Here is a 15,253-nt window from a genome sequence, read left to right on the forward strand (position 1 = left end):
TCGGGTTTGCCCGCTATAGATGTACCGCGACTGAACAGAGCGGAATCTTCCGCGATTCAGGTCAAATCCAGCCTTGAAGCTCGCGCAGAACCAGTTGGCGAATCACGTCCATGCCGGGGTCGCTGTCGTTGAGGCAGGGGATCGCGGCGAATTGCTCGCCGCCATTGTGCTTGAAGATCTCGGCGTTTTCCTGGGCGATCTCTTCCAGCGTTTCCAGGCAATCGGCGGAGAAGCCGGGCATCACCACCGCGATGCGGCGCACGCCGTCCTTGGCCAGTTGCTCGATGGTCTTGTCGGTGTAGGGCTGCAGCCATTGGTCGAAGCCGAACCGCGACTGGAAGGTGAGCTTCAACTTCGAAGCATCGAGAACCATGCGCTTGCGCAACGCTTCCGTGGTCGCGATGCATTGCGCCTCGTAGGGGTCGCCCTCGTCGACGTATTTCTGCGGCATGCCGTGGTACGAGGCCACGATCAGCTCCGGCTGAAACGGCAGGGTTTTGAGGTGTGCATGGATCGAGACCGCCAGCGCATCGATATAGTCAGGATCGTCGTAATAAGGCGGCGACACCCGCAAGGTCGGCTGCGCGCGCATATCGCCGAGCACGCGGAAGACCTCGTCGCACACGGTGGCCGACGTCGCGGCCGAATATTGCGGATAGAGCGGCACCACCAGCAGCCGGTCGCAGCCCTGCGCGGTCAGGGCCTCGATCCTCGAGCGGATCGAGGGATTGCCGTAGCGCATCGCCCAATCGACCACGACATGGTCATGGTCCGATATGTCGGCGGCGAGCCTGTCGGACTGGGCGCGGGTGATGGTTTTCAGCGGAGATTCGTTCTTCTCATTGTTCCAGATTTTCCGGTAGTCGCGCGCCTTGCGGCGGGGCCGGATCTGCAGGATGACGCCGTTCAGCAAAAGTTTCCACCGCAGCCCCTGGTCCTCGATCACCCTGGGATCGGACAGAAATTCCCTCAGATAGACCCGCACGCCCCTGGTATCGGCGGTGTCGGGGGTGCCGAGGTTGACCAGCAACACGCCGACGCGCTCGGGCCTGACGCCGGGTGCAGCCTTGGCTGGTTCGATGGAGACGGCGGCTGTCATGATGGTTTCGGCTTCGCGCGTTGGGGTATGCTTGTCAAGATAATGGCTGTTTCGCTACTGTTACAGGGCATGATCCGGAAAAAGCTTGCCCCACCCTTGATATCAGCGGGTTCCGGTTTTCCGAAGCGATCATGGTGTCGGGGGAACCATGACGATCGCCGAATGGTGCATTTTCGGAACGCTGATGCTCTATCTGCTGACGATCGCATCGGTGAAATGGATCGGGTTTCGCCGTTTCGACAACGCCCGGCCGCGCGATCCCGCGTTCTATAACGACCCCCTTCGCTCCCGCGCGCTGGGCGCGCACCAGAACGGCATCGAGGCGTTTCCGTTCTTCGCCGTCGCCGTATTGCTGGCGGAATTCCGAACCGGTCCGCAGCGCCTGATCGACGAACTGGCGGTGTTGTTCCTGATCGTGCGGATCGCCTATGTCCTGACCTATCTCGGCGATCGGCCGACGCTGCGCTCGATCCTGTGGAGCATCGGCTTTGCGATCAATCTCGCGATCTTTTTCATGCCAATGCTTCGAGGCTTCTGGCCGGTGTAGAACATGATCGAAGTGGAACATTCTAACCATCCGCAACATCCCGAGATCGTCATTGCGAGCCAACGGGTCGCGCGAACGCGCGCCCGATGACAGGCTCCGCGAAGCAATCCATGGAGCAACAAGAAAGAAAGACTGGATTGCTTCGTCGCTTCGCTCCTCGCAATGACGGAGCCGTGCGTAGGGGGCGAAGCGCCAGCTTGCTACCCTACGGATTCAATTCTCAAACAGCATTGTCGTTCAGACGCAGCTTCGCGATCTCGCGGCGCGGAGTGCGCCCGAGCTTTGCAAATTTGCCCCCCTCAATGAGAGGGGGCAGGGAATGCCGGGTGCGCGCTGCACCCGCGGTCTCGTGTGCAATGTAGAAAGGAAGGCGCACACGAGCATACAGGTTCAGCGGAGGCAATCCGACATTCCCTGCGCAATGGTTTACGGCTTATACCGTGCTCTCCCCGGTGATCGGCTTTTTGACACCGTCGTTGGCGAAATGACTTCCACCAACTTGACGCCAGCGTCGAGGCGTCAGGACCACACGTCTTCGCCGTCCGCTTTCAGCGCTCTCGTCAGAAGCACCGCCCGCGTCCACCGCATCCCGCTCCGCGTTCGTGACGTTCGCGAAACGCCCCTCTGTTGGAACGGGACGGCGGTGGATATACAAGTGATTTGGGTCTTCGGAAAAACAGAATATTTTTTCAAAAGGGGCTGGACATGCCTGTGACAGGCGAGTCACTGATTTGCCTGTCAGGCATCAATCCATCAACTTCCACGCCTTGCCGGTTTCGCGGAGCTTCGCCGAACCACCACCGCCGCGATGCCGATCGTCAGCCCGTAGTCACCAGCATTCGCTACGGATCAATTAGGACGCCGGGGTTGAGCATGCCATACGGATCTAGTTCGCGCTTGGCTGCCCGTAGTGCGCCGGCGAATGGCTCCGGTCGTTGTTACAGGCCACTTGCGGCGCGACCTCGGTGCCATGCAGGCCGCCCTCGATCTTCCCTTGACCACCAGCCAGCAGCAGAGACTCGACGGGGCGGAGCGCGACGTGGCTGCAATACCGTTGGCATGTATGCGTCCACGTCACGTTGCCGATTATCCAGGAATTGATGTCGTCAAGGAAACGTCGAAGGTGCGGGCCTGCCGTATCCCGCATGCGGCGCTCCAGCTGCTCGTACCGTCCGACCTCGTCGTCGTGCATCTGGGCGGCACGATCAATTGCTTCCTGGATATCGATGTCCAGGTGATGCTGCAGGATGGTGGGCAGCGAGTGCACGATGCCGTTGCGGACCACCTCCTTGGCATAGGAGAAGATGTCATTACTCCAGCATATGAGGTTCGATGCGAGCCGGACCAGCCCGTAGGGCGGATTGGAGCCCCACCGTATTACAGTGAGTCCTGCACCGTAACTCAGGACGAGAATGGCGATCTCAGCGGCCTGCACGTAGTCCGCCGGCAACCCGAGCCCAGAAAGCGCCGTCTGTTTGGCCGTACAGGACCCCTATCCGCCCAATGCGATTGACGGCATGTATCTGATCCGCGCGAAGCTCTGTGGAATATTTTCGTCATCTCTTGAAGCGCGTCGCGCGCGAAATCACATGGTTTGCCTCAAAAATATATCTGCTTGTGGCACATCGCGACATTTGGCTTTTCGGCCAAGATCGGTCGCTATCGCGGGAAAGCGGACATCAAGAAGATCTCGCGAAGACCTTGTTTTTTGAGTGCGTGTCCCGGCGCGCGACAGCCCGTAGCCTGTAGGGCGGGTTGGAGCCGAAGGCGTAACCCGCCATTTGTCGATTCATAACGGCGGATCATGATCCGCCCTACGGGCTTCCGCCGCCTAACGAGGTGCAGCCGCCGGCTCCTGGTCTGCCAGGCACCGAGGATATCGGATCGACCATTCGGCCACCGAAATGGTAACATCACGCCCAGCTTCTAGGTAGCAACCAGTTGCATCGCGATGCGCCTGTCAATTTGGTCACGTCTGAAGGGGGTCGGAAACTCACCGTCGCGGCGAGCTGCTTCCTTACGAATGCTTATCTTCGAGCCTATCGTGAAAAAGCCGAAGCTGAGCGCAATTATGTCTGGCCTTTTCGTTTGTCTCAGTATCCCCATTCTCATTTTCATCCTGGTCTACAACTACTATCGAAACTCGGAAGTGATGATGGCAACGCTCAAAGATGACGTTGCAAAGACCCGGCAGGCCAGCATCGAAAATGTTCAAGGAATGATCCAGGGCGTTGCGGGCACGCTCCGGCTGCTCGCAGAGGTGGTTGCGGCCGACCCTGCACTCTTCCACACCGATAGAAGTCGCGAGGTTCTTTTCCGCACGTTAACGTCCGCCGAAGAGATCGACGCTGCCTTCGTGAGCTTCGAGGACGGATATCATCGGGCGGTGACGCGGATCGACGATGACCGTCGGCGGTCTGATCCCAAAATTCCGCGAACGGCCAAATGGCACATGAACTTCATCGACGACTTCTCGGTCGGAACGAGCCGCAGCCGACACAGAACATTCTTCAGCACTTGGGGCGATGTCGTCGGCGAATATGCGGTTCCGACCACGGTTGATTACCGCGCTATCTCTGGATATCCGACGGCAAAGGCATCGGGGGCCTTAGCTATCGCGGACCCCGAAATCAACTCCGATACCGGCTACCCAATCATCAACATGAGATTTCCTGTCTATCATAACGGGAATTTCATCGGCTGCGCGGGGGCGAGCATTACGCTGGATGTTTTGACGCGATTTCTCGCCTCGCATCGCGCCAGTCCGCACAGCATGACGATCATTGCAGACCCGACAGACGGCAAGATCATCGCGGCGTCCGACAAGAAAAAAAGCGTTCGGTTGTCGGTTGGAAAGTTAGAGGTGGCGCGGCTGGAGAATTTCGCTGACGACGACGTGCGCGAAGCCTACCGATTGCAGAAGGACACGGACCAGAATGATTTCCTGTTCGATTCACCTCGTGACGGCCAAGAGCTGAGCGCCTCGTTTGCTCGTTTCCCGGAGGACTTCGCACGCCCGTGGGAAACCGTCGTCATCACGCCGACGGACGACTTCATTGGGCAGCTCAAGGCGACGAACCACCAGATCATTGTCATCATCATTGCCCTCTCAATCGCTGAGCTTTTCCTGATTTACCTCCTGTCCCGCCGCCTGTCGCAGCCGATTGAGAACCTCTCGCAGGAACTCAAATCGGTGGAAAGCTTATCCTTCGAACAGCCTGTGAACCGCCTCTCCAACGTCCGAGAAATCGCCCAGCTTCAATCTGCGGCTTCGCTGCTGCGCAACTCACTCCGGTCGTTTTCTTCCTTTGCGCCTGTGGACGTGGTCAAGGGACTGATCAAGTCGGGCATCCCGCTCGCCCTTGGCGTGGAAAAGCGCAATCTGAGCATCCTGTTTTCCGACCTGGAGAACTTTTCGACGCACGCCGAGCAATCGACGCCGGATGCGTTGCTGGAGCAGATGTCGGTGTATTTCGAGCAGGTTTCGCGTGCGATTTCGGAGGAGAAGGGCACCGTAGATAAGTTCATCGGCGACGGCATCATGGCATTCTGGGGCGCGCCAGTTGCACTTCCAGACCATGTGCTGCGCGCGTGCTCCAGCGCCCTTCGAGCCACGCGGCGAATGGAGCGGGTCAACGAGGGGTGGCGCGCTGAAGGAAAACGGCCGCTGCGCATCCGCATCGGGCTCAATACAGCGGACGTTCTGGTCGGCAATGTCGGTTCCACTGAACGCTTCAGCTATACGGTCATGGGCGACGGCGTAAACGTTGCGGCGCGGCTCGAAGGCATGAACAAGATCTTCGGCACCACCATCTGCATCAGCGACAGCGTTTTCGAGGCCGTGGCATCCGACATACTGGTAAGACCGTTGCGTCACGTTCAGGTGAAGGGTCGCACACAGGATTTTATGGTCTACGAGTTGATTGGGATCGAAAACAGCAACGACCCGGAACTGGAGTTGCGCCCCGAAGATCGAAAACTGAGCGAGATGACGTGGGCCGCCTCAAGGTGCTTCGAGGCCGGAGACATTGAAGGTGCCTCGTGTGGCTATCGGGAGATCCTGGAGCATTTCCCAAATGATGGTGTTGCGAAATCTATGCTGGTTGCATGTTCGCAGAGCAAGGTGTCGGCTCATCCAGCTTAGATGGCGAGAATTTGGTATGATGATCTGGTCTTTTATGGCAGCGTAATTGCCTCATCGGGAAGCTATCCGGGAACTTTCATCGAGTTGGGCCAAGCTGCGCTCCAGATGGAGGCTAGTGCTTACGACGTTGAGCTTCGGCCTGCCGACATCGATGAATTAAAAACGCAGATATTGTCGATGCGCATGTTTCCCGATGTGCCGGATGGGTTGCACATGCTGAAGGACGCCGGATTTCGTTTGGCGACGCTTACGAATTCCCCACCCGGTGCGCAAGGAAGCGAATTTCAGCTATCGCATGCGGGCATCGCCGATTTATTTGAACAGCACTTCAATACCTCTAGTGTGCGCACCTACAAGGTGGCTCCATCGGCGTATCACATGGTAGCTGAGCAAATGGGCGTTCCTATGAGCGCATGCTGTATGATCACAGCGCATCAATGGGACGCGCTGGGAGCGCAGTTTGTGGGTTATTCGTCGGCGCTTATGCATCGACCGGGCCAAGCTACCCTGCCCATGCTTGGGTTACCCCAGCCACTCGCTGTTGCTCGGGACCTGCCGGGCGTGGCGACTCAACTCATTCAGATCCGGCGGGGACGGTAGAGTGGCCCGCGCGAGTGCGGCCCGCTGAAGGCCGCCCTTTACGCGCACACAGCTACCTTTGCCGAATTGACGGGCCGTAACATCGCGGTAGGCATCGATCTCTGAGGCTCCGCTGAGAGTTGCGGGCGTTGCTTTCGAGTATTGAGGTTCTGTACTCCACCGTTCTCAAGGATGAGCGCTGGCGTCATCCGAGCAATTGGACGGGCTTCCGCTCGCCCGAACGCATACTCGAAATAACCACGGCTCGACGTAGCTGCCGGCCCACATCCCCCGCCCTGCCTGTTCGCCGTCCCCCTGCGCGGACTCGTACTTTCGCTTTGAATATTGCGGCCAGTCCAGAGCGAGACCATTGAGCACGAGCCAATCCCCGAGGTCTGCGCCGCCGACCGAGCAGGTCGCCACGGTGCGACCGTACCCTGCACTTAAGCCCGCAGCCTTCAGCCCTCGGGCAGACGAATCTCACCAGTCGTGCGACCAACTGGGCCTGGCTTCTTCAGCATATTTTTCATGTTGCAGTTGCCGCACACAGCAGCGGCATCTGATGCGAGCGCTCGCAACCCTTTCGTTCAGCGCCTTCGTCGTCCTGTAACAGAACTGACATCGACCCGATGCATACCTGACATCTGGGGCACTTAGCGTGCATTTCCGTTCGCCGTCCGGCGAGCGACTTCCACCCATTTCAGATTTTGAAGGGGAGCGTTATGCTCAAACAACAGACGAAACGTCTACGCGACCGCACGGTCGTCACCGCGGCGATCCTGTCACTGATGCAATGCAATGCCTACGCGAGCGGCCCGATGGGCGGAGCCCATACCAACGACGGCAGGACCGCGAGCCCCATCAAGCACGTCATCGTCATCATGGGCGAAAACCGGACGTTCGACCACGTCTTCGCAACTTACGTGCCGCCTGCCGGCGAGCACGTCGACAATCTTCTCTCCAAGGGAATTATCAACAAGGACGGGACGCCGGGTCCGAACTACGCCAAAGCAGCGCAGTTCTCGGCAACGGTCAACAACTTCTATTCGATCAACCCCACTCCAAAGACCCCCTACAACACCACGTCCAACACGCTGCAGGCGCCGGGGACCTCCTACGCGCCGCAGAATTGCTATCCCACGGTCGAAAAGGCTGCCCTCAACGGTCCGGGGTGCCTCACCACGCTGGCGGAGGCCGCCCGGGGTGATTACGGCCTGCTCCCGCAGGATCTGCCGTTGCTGACGACCGGTGCGACCGGCGTCCCCGGCAATTCGCCGGATACCCGCGTCCTGGACTACAACAATCTGCCGAACGGCCCCTATCCGCTGGTGGAGTTGCAGCAGGGCGAGAAGGCAAGCAGCCTTTATGCCACTTACGGCGGCAGCCCGGTGCATCGCTTCTATCAGATGTGGCAGCAGCTTGACTGCGACGTCACCAAGGCCTCCGGGCACAATCCGAGTGGATGCCAGGCCGATCTCTTCCCCTGGGTTGAGGAGACTGTCTCCTCCGGCAGCAACGGCAATCCGACGCCGAGTGCGCTCAAGGAGGGCAATATCGCAATGGGCTTCTACAACGTCGCCAACGGCGACGCGCCTTATCTGACGCAGCTGGCCCGCGAATACACTATCAACGACAACTACCATCAGCCGGTGATGGGTGGAACGTTCGCCAACATGATGATGTTCGGCTATGCCGACGCGCTGTACTACGCCGACGCCAATGGCGATCCCGCGACCCCCAACCATGTTCTGGTTCCGGGTTCGAACCCACCAGTTTACGTCAACGAGGTCGAAAATCCCAATCCGGCGCCGGGCACCAACAACTGGTACGCTAACGACGGATATGGCGGCGGCAGCTACACCAACTGCTCCGACTCTCAGCAGCCGGGCGTCGACCCGATCGTCGATTATCTGAATTCCATCCATGTGTCGCCGAACTGCGCGGCGCACACCTACTATCTGCTCAACAACTACGTCCCCGCTTTCATCGGCAGCGGCGCCACCGATCCGGTCAACAATGGCCCGTTCACATTGCCGCCGGTGATCAAGCAGCGGCATATCGGCGATGAGCTCAGCCAGGCCAACGTGTCGTGGGCGTTTTTCGGCGAGCGCTGGAACGACTTCAAAACCGCCCCGGGTGAGGGCGCCAACTTCGGCTCTCTCGACCCGATCGCTTATCTCTATTGCAACATCTGCAATCCGTTCCTTTATTCCGCTTCGGTCATGACCAGTCAGACGGCGCGCGATGCGCACCTGAAGGATACGCTTGATCTTTATGACGCCATCGCCTCGGGCGACCTGCCGGCGGTGTCGTTCGTCAAGCCGAGCACCTTCAACGACGGCCACCCGGCCTCGTCCAGGCTCGATCTGTTCGAAGCCTTCAGCAGGCGGATTGTCGAGCAGGTGAAGGCCAACAAGGAGCTCTGGGAGTCCACCGCCATCCTGATCACCACCGACGAGGGCGGCGGCTACTACGACTCCGGTTACGTGCAACCGGTCGATTATTTCGGCGACGGAACCCGCATCCCGTTCATCGTCGTGTCCAAATATTCGCAAGGCGGACACGTGGCGCATGAATATTCCGATCACGCCTCGGTCGTGAAATTCATCGAGCGGAACTGGGATCTTCCGAAGCTCTCGACCCGGAGCCGCGACAATCTGCCGAACCCGCGGACGTCGGACGACAATCCCTATGTTCCGCAGAACCGGCCGGCGATCGGCGATCTCTGGGGCAACTTCTCGTTCGCGGATCGCGACGGCGGCGATCACGGCAATCATTGATGGACCAAGGCTGTTCCTCGCAAGGGAACAGCCTTTCGCCTGACGCCATTCACACGAATAACGAAGGCCGGATGCCGATTCCGGCCTTCGTCATGGAGCGCCCCTTGAAAACACCTGCGCCAAATCGAGCTCACGGGCCGACAATGGAGGAGGCGCGACGCGCCTTTGCCGGCGGCGATCTGGCGACCGCCGAACGGATCTGTAGCCAGGTGCTCGCACGCACCGCGGACGACGGACCCGCTTGGGCGCTATTGACCGAAACCGCTTTGCAGCGAGGGCGCCCCGACGCGGCCATCGTCTGCGCCAATCGCGCGGTCGCGCTGATGCCGAAGGATCCGATCGCGCTTGTTCTTCGCGCCAAATGCCTGTTTGTTTCCGGCGACACGCGCGGAGCGTTCGAGGCCGCCGAAGCCGCTGGCAAGGTGATCGGCGACGCCCCCGAAGCGCTCGACGCGCTCGGTGCGATCTTCGGCCTGCTTGGATTGCATCAAAGGGCGAAGGAATTCTTCCTGCGTGCGGTCGCCGCCCGTCCCGATGTACCGCAGTACCTGTTCAATCTCGCGGCGAACGAGCGAATGATCGGGGCGCTGGCCGGGGCCGAGGCGCATTGCGATGCAGCCATCGCGCGCGACCGCCACTATGGCCTGGCCCATTATTTGCGCTCGGACCTGCGGACCCAGAGCGCCGAGCGCAACCATATCGAGGAAATGGAAGCGCTGATCCGCGAGGGCAAGCTGGCAGCGCCCAGCGAGGTCATGCTGCGCTTCGCGCTGGGCAAGGAATGCGAGGACCTCGACCTGCATGAGCGCGCGTTCGAGCATGTCGACGCCGGCTGCGCGCTGCAGCATCGCTCGACGGCATACGACCATGCCGCCGAGATCGCGGAGATCGACCGCATCATCGCCAGCCACACAAGAAGCTGGATTGCCGCCGCCCCGCGTGGCTATTCCGCCGCCGCTCCGGTGTTCGTCGCCGGGTTGCCGCGCACCGGCACGACGCTGGTTGAGCGCATCATCGCCAGCCACCCCGCCATGAGTTCGGCCGGAGAGACCAGCGCGTTTGCGGCCGAGATGAGTCGCGCCATGAAGACGACGTCGACCGATCTCGCGGAGCTCGGCAGACGCTATGTCGATGCCGTGACCGCGCTTCGCCTGCCGCCGGATGTCCGTTTCGTGGACAAGACGCTGCAGAACTACCTTTACGGCGGCCTGATCCACGCGGCGCTGCCGGCGGCTAGGATCGTCCTGGTGCAGCGGCATCCGCTGGACGCATGCTGGGCCATCTACAAGGCTCACTTTCGCGGCAAGTTCTCCTTTTCGTATCATCAGGTCGAACTGGCGGAATACTATTTGGCCTATCGTCGTCTTTCGCGGCATTGGAGGGCGACACTGCCGCCGAATGTGCTGTTGGAAATAAATTACGAGGACATCGTAAGAGATCAATCGGCAGCGAGCCAGCGGCTCATCAGCTTTGTCGGGCTTCCGTGGGACGATGAGGTCCTGCGATTTCACGAAAGCCCGGCGCCGTCTGCGACCGCAAGCGCGGTTCAAGTGCGGCGCCCGATCTATTCGTCGTCGGTTGGCAAATGGCGACACCATGCCGAACGGCTCGCGCCGTTGCGTGCGCGGCTGGCGCGCGAGATTCCGGAAGCGGAATTGATGTGAGGTGGCTGCGCTTTTATCCCACCCCCAGCCCCACCTCCTTCAGCCGTCCGGCAGCCAAGCAGACAAAGACTTGTCGATCACGGCGCCGACGTAGACATCCGAGACGACGCTCTTCTTTCCCAGCACGAGAAAGAGCCCGATCCAGTAGGCGAACCACAAATGCGGATCGTTAAGCCGCGCAGCCTGTGCCGGTCATGCTCCGGCGGGCTGGTGGTTGAGCTCATCGGGCTCGCACCAGACCTCAGCGTCGTCAACAGTACGCCGGCGCTCGCCGCCCTCCACGCGGCGACCACCACTATCCCGGTGCTGTTCGTGTTGGTCGTCGATCCGGTCGGTCTTGGCTACATCGCGAGCCTCTCGCGTCCAGGCGGCAATATCACAGGCTTCAGCTACAAGGAGGTCTCGCTGATCGGAAAATGGCTGGATCTCCTCAACGGGTTAGCACCCACCATCACCCGCACAGCGTTTCTCTACAATCCGGATACCGCGCCCTTCTACACGACGTTTCTAAGCTCGTTTGAGTCCGCTCCCACCCCGTGGCGATGGAATTTGCAAGGACCCCCGTATCCACGGATAGTGAGCTTGAAACGACGATTGCATCGCTCGCGCGCGAGCCCGCCGGCAGTCTGATCGTTGGCGCCGATGCATCCAATATAGCGCGCCGCGAGGCGATCCTGCGGCTGGTTGCCCGGTACAAGCTGCGCACGCTTTCGATCTATCGGCAATTCGCCGAAGAAGGCGCGTTGACGTCGTATGGGCCTGATTCGGAGGAAATCTTTCGGAGGTCCGCATCCTATATCGACCGCTTCCTGAAGGGAGAAGGCCCGGCTAATCTTCCGACGCAAGCTCCAACAAAGTTCGAGTTCGTCATTAATCTCAAGACCGCTAGATCGCTCGGCCTGAGCGTGCCCGCGAACCTGCTGGCACTCTCTGATCGTGTGATCGAATGAATGGGGACACTTCCGAAAATTGGCACATCGCGACGTTTTGCTTTTCGGCCAAGATCGGTCGCTATCGCGGGAAAGCGGACATCAAGAAGATCTCGCGAAGACCTTGTTTTTTGAGTGCGTGTCCCGGCGCGCGACAGAATTCCGATTGTTTGACGAGCAGCTATCCGACAGTGCGGCTCGGCGCCGTTTGGGCCCGGTCCGCCGAACGGTGTCTGTGCCCAAACGGCGCGGGTGACGCTATCGAGCGTCAGCAAAACCACCACCGCCGCGATGCCGATCGTCAGCGCGCGCGAAGCCTGATTTCAGGCTTATGGGCAATCCACCGTGATCTTGTTGGCGAACATCGCGCCATAGTTCGAATTGCCGCTCAGAAAATTCTGCTCGCCGATCTTCTGGGCACCGGCGGTGCCATCGTTCGGCCGCTCGAATTTCATCCGGCAATCCGCGGGCGCGCCGACCAGCCTGACCGGGTCCTCGTCGGCGAGCTTGAAGTCGATGAAGAACGACGGATCGAACACTTCCAGCGCGAGCTGCTTCGGCTTCACCGGCGTCTTCAGCGGCAGGGTGAAATGCAGCGTCAGCAGGGCGTCCTTGTATTCGAGGTAGTAGTCGACCGGCTCCTGAAACTTCTCCTTCTTGCCGTCGGCCTTGGCGAAGGTGAAGAAGCCGAACTCCTTCAGCGATTCGACATTGGTCTGCGCCAGCGGCGCCAGTTCTTGGCGGCTGTAGACGCCCTTGGTCTCGGTCTCCATGCCCTGCAACGCATAGGTCGAGAACATGTCGTCGAAGGTCCAGGCATGGCGCACCCCGGTGATCGAGCCGTCGGGGGCGTAGAGCAGCTCGCTGGTCGCGGTGATCCAGACATGCGGATGGGCCTGCGCCGCGCCGGCGCCGAGGACGATGCCGCCGGCCAGCAGCAGCAGCAGCAAACCCAGCAGCGAGCGCATCCCCCGGTTCACCTCACGCCGCCTCCGATGCTTCCAGCAGGCCGCGGCGGCGCAGCAGCGCGTCGGGCTCCGGCTCACGGCCGCGGAATGCGACATAAGCCTCTTCCGGATCGCGCGAGCCGCCCGACGAATAGATGTCGTCGTGCAGGCGCTTGGCGACCGCGGGATCGAATATATCGCCGGCCTCCTCGAAGGCGCCGAACGCGTCGGCGTCCATCACCTCGGACCACATGTAGCTGTAATAGCCCGCCGCATAATGATCGCCGGAGAAAATATGGCCGAATTGCTGCGGCCGGTGCCGCAGCGAAATTTCCGCGGGCATGCCGATTTTTTCAAGTTCCTGGCGTTCGAATGCCCGCACGTCCCGGCTGGCCGCGGCCGGCTGGGTGTGGAATTCCAGATCGATCAGCGCCGAGGAGACGAATTCCACGGTGGCAAAGCCCTGGTTGAATTTTCGCGCGGCGATGAAGCGCTCCAGGAGGTCGTCCGGCAGCGGCTCGCCGGTCTGGTAGTGCCGCGCGAACTGGCGCAGCACCTGCGGCTGCTCCTGCCAGTGCTCGTAAAGCTGCGAGGGCAATTCGACGAAATCGGTGAACACGCTGGTGCCGGACACCGAGGGATAGGTCACGTCCGACAACATCCCGTGCAGGCCGTGGCCGAATTCATGGAACAGGGTCCGGGCGTCGTCCGGTGACAGCAGCGACGGCTGGCCGTCGGCGCCCTTGGAGAAGTTGCAGACATTGACGATCAGCGGCGCAACGGCGCCGTCGAGCTTCTGCTGGTCGCGCAGCGAGGTCATCCAGGCCCCGGAGCGCTTCGAGGGCCGGGCGAAGTAGTCGCCATAGAACAGCGCCTTGTGGCGGCCGGCGCTGTCCTTGACCTCCCAGACCCGAACGTCGGGGTGCCACACCGGAATATCCTTCCGCTCGGTAAAGCTCAGGCCGAACAGGCGGGAAGCGGTGTCGAAGGCGGCCTCGATCATGCGATCGACCGACAGATAGGGCTTGATCGCCGCGTCGTCGAAATTGGCTCTGACCTGCCGCAGCTTTTCGGCGTAGTAGCGCCAGTCCCACGGCGCCAGCGCGAAATTGCCGCCCTCCTCCGCCGCGAGCGCCTGCAGGGCGTCGCGGTCGGCCAGCGCCTGGGCCCGCGCCGGTTTCCAGACCCGTTCCAGCAGACCACGCACCGCCTCGGGCGTCTTGGCCATAGAATCCTCCAGCCGAAAAGCGGCGAAGGTCGGGAAGCCCAGCAGCCTGGCGCTTTCCTCGCGCAAGGCGAGGATCTCGACGATGGTTTCGTTGTTGTCGTTGGCGTTGTTGTTGTCGCCGCGCGCGGTGAACGCCTTGAACACCTTTTCGCGCAGGTCGCGCCGGGTGGAGCTCTTCAGGAAGGGCTCCACGAAAGACCGCGACAGCGTCACGATCGCCTTGCCTTCCATGCCGCGCTCGCTGGCCGCAGCCTGTGCCGCGGCGACGAAACTATCAGGCAGGCCGTCGCGATCGGCCTCGCCGAGCTCCATGAACCAGTCCTGCTCATCGCCGAGCAGATGATGGCTGAACGCCGTGCCGAGATGGGCCAGCCGCTCGTTGATCTCGGCCATCCGGGCTTTCGCGGCCTCGTCGAGGCCTGCGCCGGAGCGACGGAAGCGGGTGTAGGTGCGCTCCAGCAGCCGCATCTGCTCCGGCGTCAGTCCGAGCGTGGCGCGGTTGTCGTACAGAAGCGCGATCCGGCCGAACAGCACCGCGTTCATCATGATCGGGTTCCAGTGCCGCGCCATCCGCAACGACACCTCCTTGTCGATCTCGAGCAGCGCCGGGTTGGAGTGCGCCGACACCAGATCGTGGAACACCGCCGAGACCTTGGAGAGCAGCTTGCCCGCGCGCTCCAGCGCGGTGACGGTGTTGGCGAAGTCCGGCGTCGCCGGGTCGAGGGTGATGGCGGCGATCTCGGCCGCATGGTCGGCGAAGGCCTGTTCGAAGGCGGGGAGGAAATGTTCGGGCGCGATCTCCGCGAACGGCGGGGTCTCGAACGGTGTCTGCCACGGCCTCAGCAGCGGGTTTGCGCGATCCTGCGGAGTGGCCGGCGTTTGCAAGGTTTCTGACATCACAATTCCCGTTTAATGCCGAAAAGAATTGAGGAACTTATAGCACGCGATGGGGCTTTTTTGGGTCTTTAGCGCTTGATAGCGGGGGCCTTTTCGGAGAGATTGCGGCACCCCAACAGGATCAAGCCCCATGAGTTTGCAGCCCTCCCCGACCGCGGCCCGCCAGATCGTCTGGCCCACCGTCGTCACCATCATCAGTGCGGCGATCCTGATCGGCGCCGAAGTGTTCGGCGCGGCGTTCGCGGGTGGTTGGGCACTCGCGATCCTGTTCGGTCTCAACGACACCGGGGCGCACATCCTGCAGGCCATGCTGTTCGCGATCGGCGTCTTCATCATGGCGGCCTTCATCCGCGCGGCGCAGCGCGTCGAGCCGTTTACGCGGCGCGCGTAAGTCGGCTGAGCAACAAAGCCGCTTGCAGCAGGCCTCGAATGCATACGT

The 15,253-nt window shown here is 61.1% G+C and carries 12 protein-coding genes; 8 read left to right on the plus strand and 4 right to left on the minus strand.

Annotation, left to right across the window (positions count from 1 at the left end; translation table 11 throughout):
- Window positions 1–61 precede the first annotated feature (61 nt).
- Complete coding sequence (gene hemH, locus B5527_RS33670) at window positions 62–1,099, minus strand: ferrochelatase (protein WP_079605338.1); 1,038 nt, start codon at window positions 1,097–1,099, stop codon at window positions 62–64.
- Between the two features lie 148 nt (window positions 1,100–1,247).
- Here hemH and B5527_RS33675 point away from each other — a divergent pair, with 148 nt between their 5' ends.
- Window positions 1,248–1,646, plus strand: a complete 399-nt coding sequence (locus tag B5527_RS33675; RefSeq protein WP_079605339.1) for an MAPEG family protein — start codon at window positions 1,248–1,250, stop codon at window positions 1,644–1,646.
- An 886-nt stretch (window positions 1,647–2,532) separates the two neighbouring features.
- On the opposite strand, the gene B5527_RS33680 is transcribed toward B5527_RS33675, so the two are convergent.
- On the minus strand, window positions 2,533–3,096 hold the full coding sequence (locus B5527_RS33680) for a terpene synthase family protein (RefSeq protein WP_079605340.1): 564 nt from the start codon (window positions 3,094–3,096) through the stop codon (window positions 2,533–2,535).
- A 594-nt stretch (window positions 3,097–3,690) separates the two neighbouring features.
- Here B5527_RS33680 and B5527_RS33690 point away from each other — a divergent pair.
- The 6 genes from B5527_RS33690 to B5527_RS47905 all read left to right on the plus strand — a co-directional run bounded on the left by B5527_RS33690 (window position 3,691) and on the right by B5527_RS47905 (window position 11,763).
- Entirely contained in the window at window positions 3,691–5,790 is a 2,100-nt protein-coding gene (locus B5527_RS33690; protein ID WP_172842744.1) for an adenylate/guanylate cyclase domain-containing protein, read from the plus strand.
- Window positions 5,791–6,390, plus strand: coding sequence for an HAD family hydrolase (locus B5527_RS33695; protein ID WP_079605343.1), 600 nt, complete (start codon window positions 5,791–5,793; stop codon window positions 6,388–6,390).
- Window positions 6,391–7,091: 701 nt separating this feature from the next.
- A complete protein-coding gene (locus B5527_RS33700) occupies window positions 7,092–9,149 on the plus strand; it encodes an alkaline phosphatase family protein (protein ID WP_079605344.1) in 2,058 nt (685 codons plus the stop codon).
- A gap of 143 nt (window positions 9,150–9,292) precedes the next feature.
- The gene (locus B5527_RS33705; protein ID WP_172842745.1) at window positions 9,293–10,813 is read left to right on the plus strand and encodes a tetratricopeptide repeat-containing sulfotransferase family protein; all 1,521 of its coding nucleotides are present in this window, start codon (window positions 9,293–9,295) and stop codon (window positions 10,811–10,813) included.
- 159 nt (window positions 10,814–10,972) lie between these two features.
- Window positions 10,973–11,443 (plus strand): ABC transporter substrate binding protein, encoded by a 471-nt coding sequence (locus B5527_RS33710; RefSeq protein ID WP_079605346.1) that lies wholly within the window; start codon window positions 10,973–10,975, stop codon window positions 11,441–11,443.
- Complete coding sequence (locus tag B5527_RS47905; protein WP_079605347.1) at window positions 11,356–11,763, plus strand: ABC transporter substrate binding protein; 408 nt, start codon at window positions 11,356–11,358, stop codon at window positions 11,761–11,763. Before B5527_RS33710 ends, B5527_RS47905 begins: the two co-directional genes overlap by 88 nt.
- A gap of 308 nt (window positions 11,764–12,071) precedes the next feature.
- Here the strand turns inward: B5527_RS47905 and B5527_RS33720 are convergent, their stop codons facing one another.
- Together B5527_RS33720 and B5527_RS33725 are read right to left on the minus strand one after the other, a co-directional pair.
- A complete protein-coding gene (locus B5527_RS33720) occupies window positions 12,072–12,710 on the minus strand; it encodes a DUF1007 family protein (RefSeq protein ID WP_079605348.1) in 639 nt (212 codons plus the stop codon).
- 13 nt (window positions 12,711–12,723) lie between these two features.
- On the minus strand, window positions 12,724–14,814 hold the full coding sequence (locus tag B5527_RS33725) for a M3 family metallopeptidase (RefSeq protein ID WP_079605349.1): 2,091 nt from the start codon (window positions 14,812–14,814) through the stop codon (window positions 12,724–12,726).
- A gap of 130 nt (window positions 14,815–14,944) precedes the next feature.
- Here B5527_RS33725 and B5527_RS33730 point away from each other — a divergent pair, with 130 nt between their 5' ends.
- Window positions 14,945–15,205, plus strand: coding sequence for a hypothetical protein (locus tag B5527_RS33730; RefSeq protein ID WP_079605350.1), 261 nt, complete (start codon window positions 14,945–14,947; stop codon window positions 15,203–15,205).
- Window positions 15,206–15,253: the final 48 nt, after the last annotated feature.

Source organism: Bradyrhizobium erythrophlei, from assembly GCF_900129425.1.
Taxonomy (GTDB): Bacteria; Pseudomonadota; Alphaproteobacteria; order Rhizobiales; family Xanthobacteraceae; genus Bradyrhizobium; species Bradyrhizobium erythrophlei_C.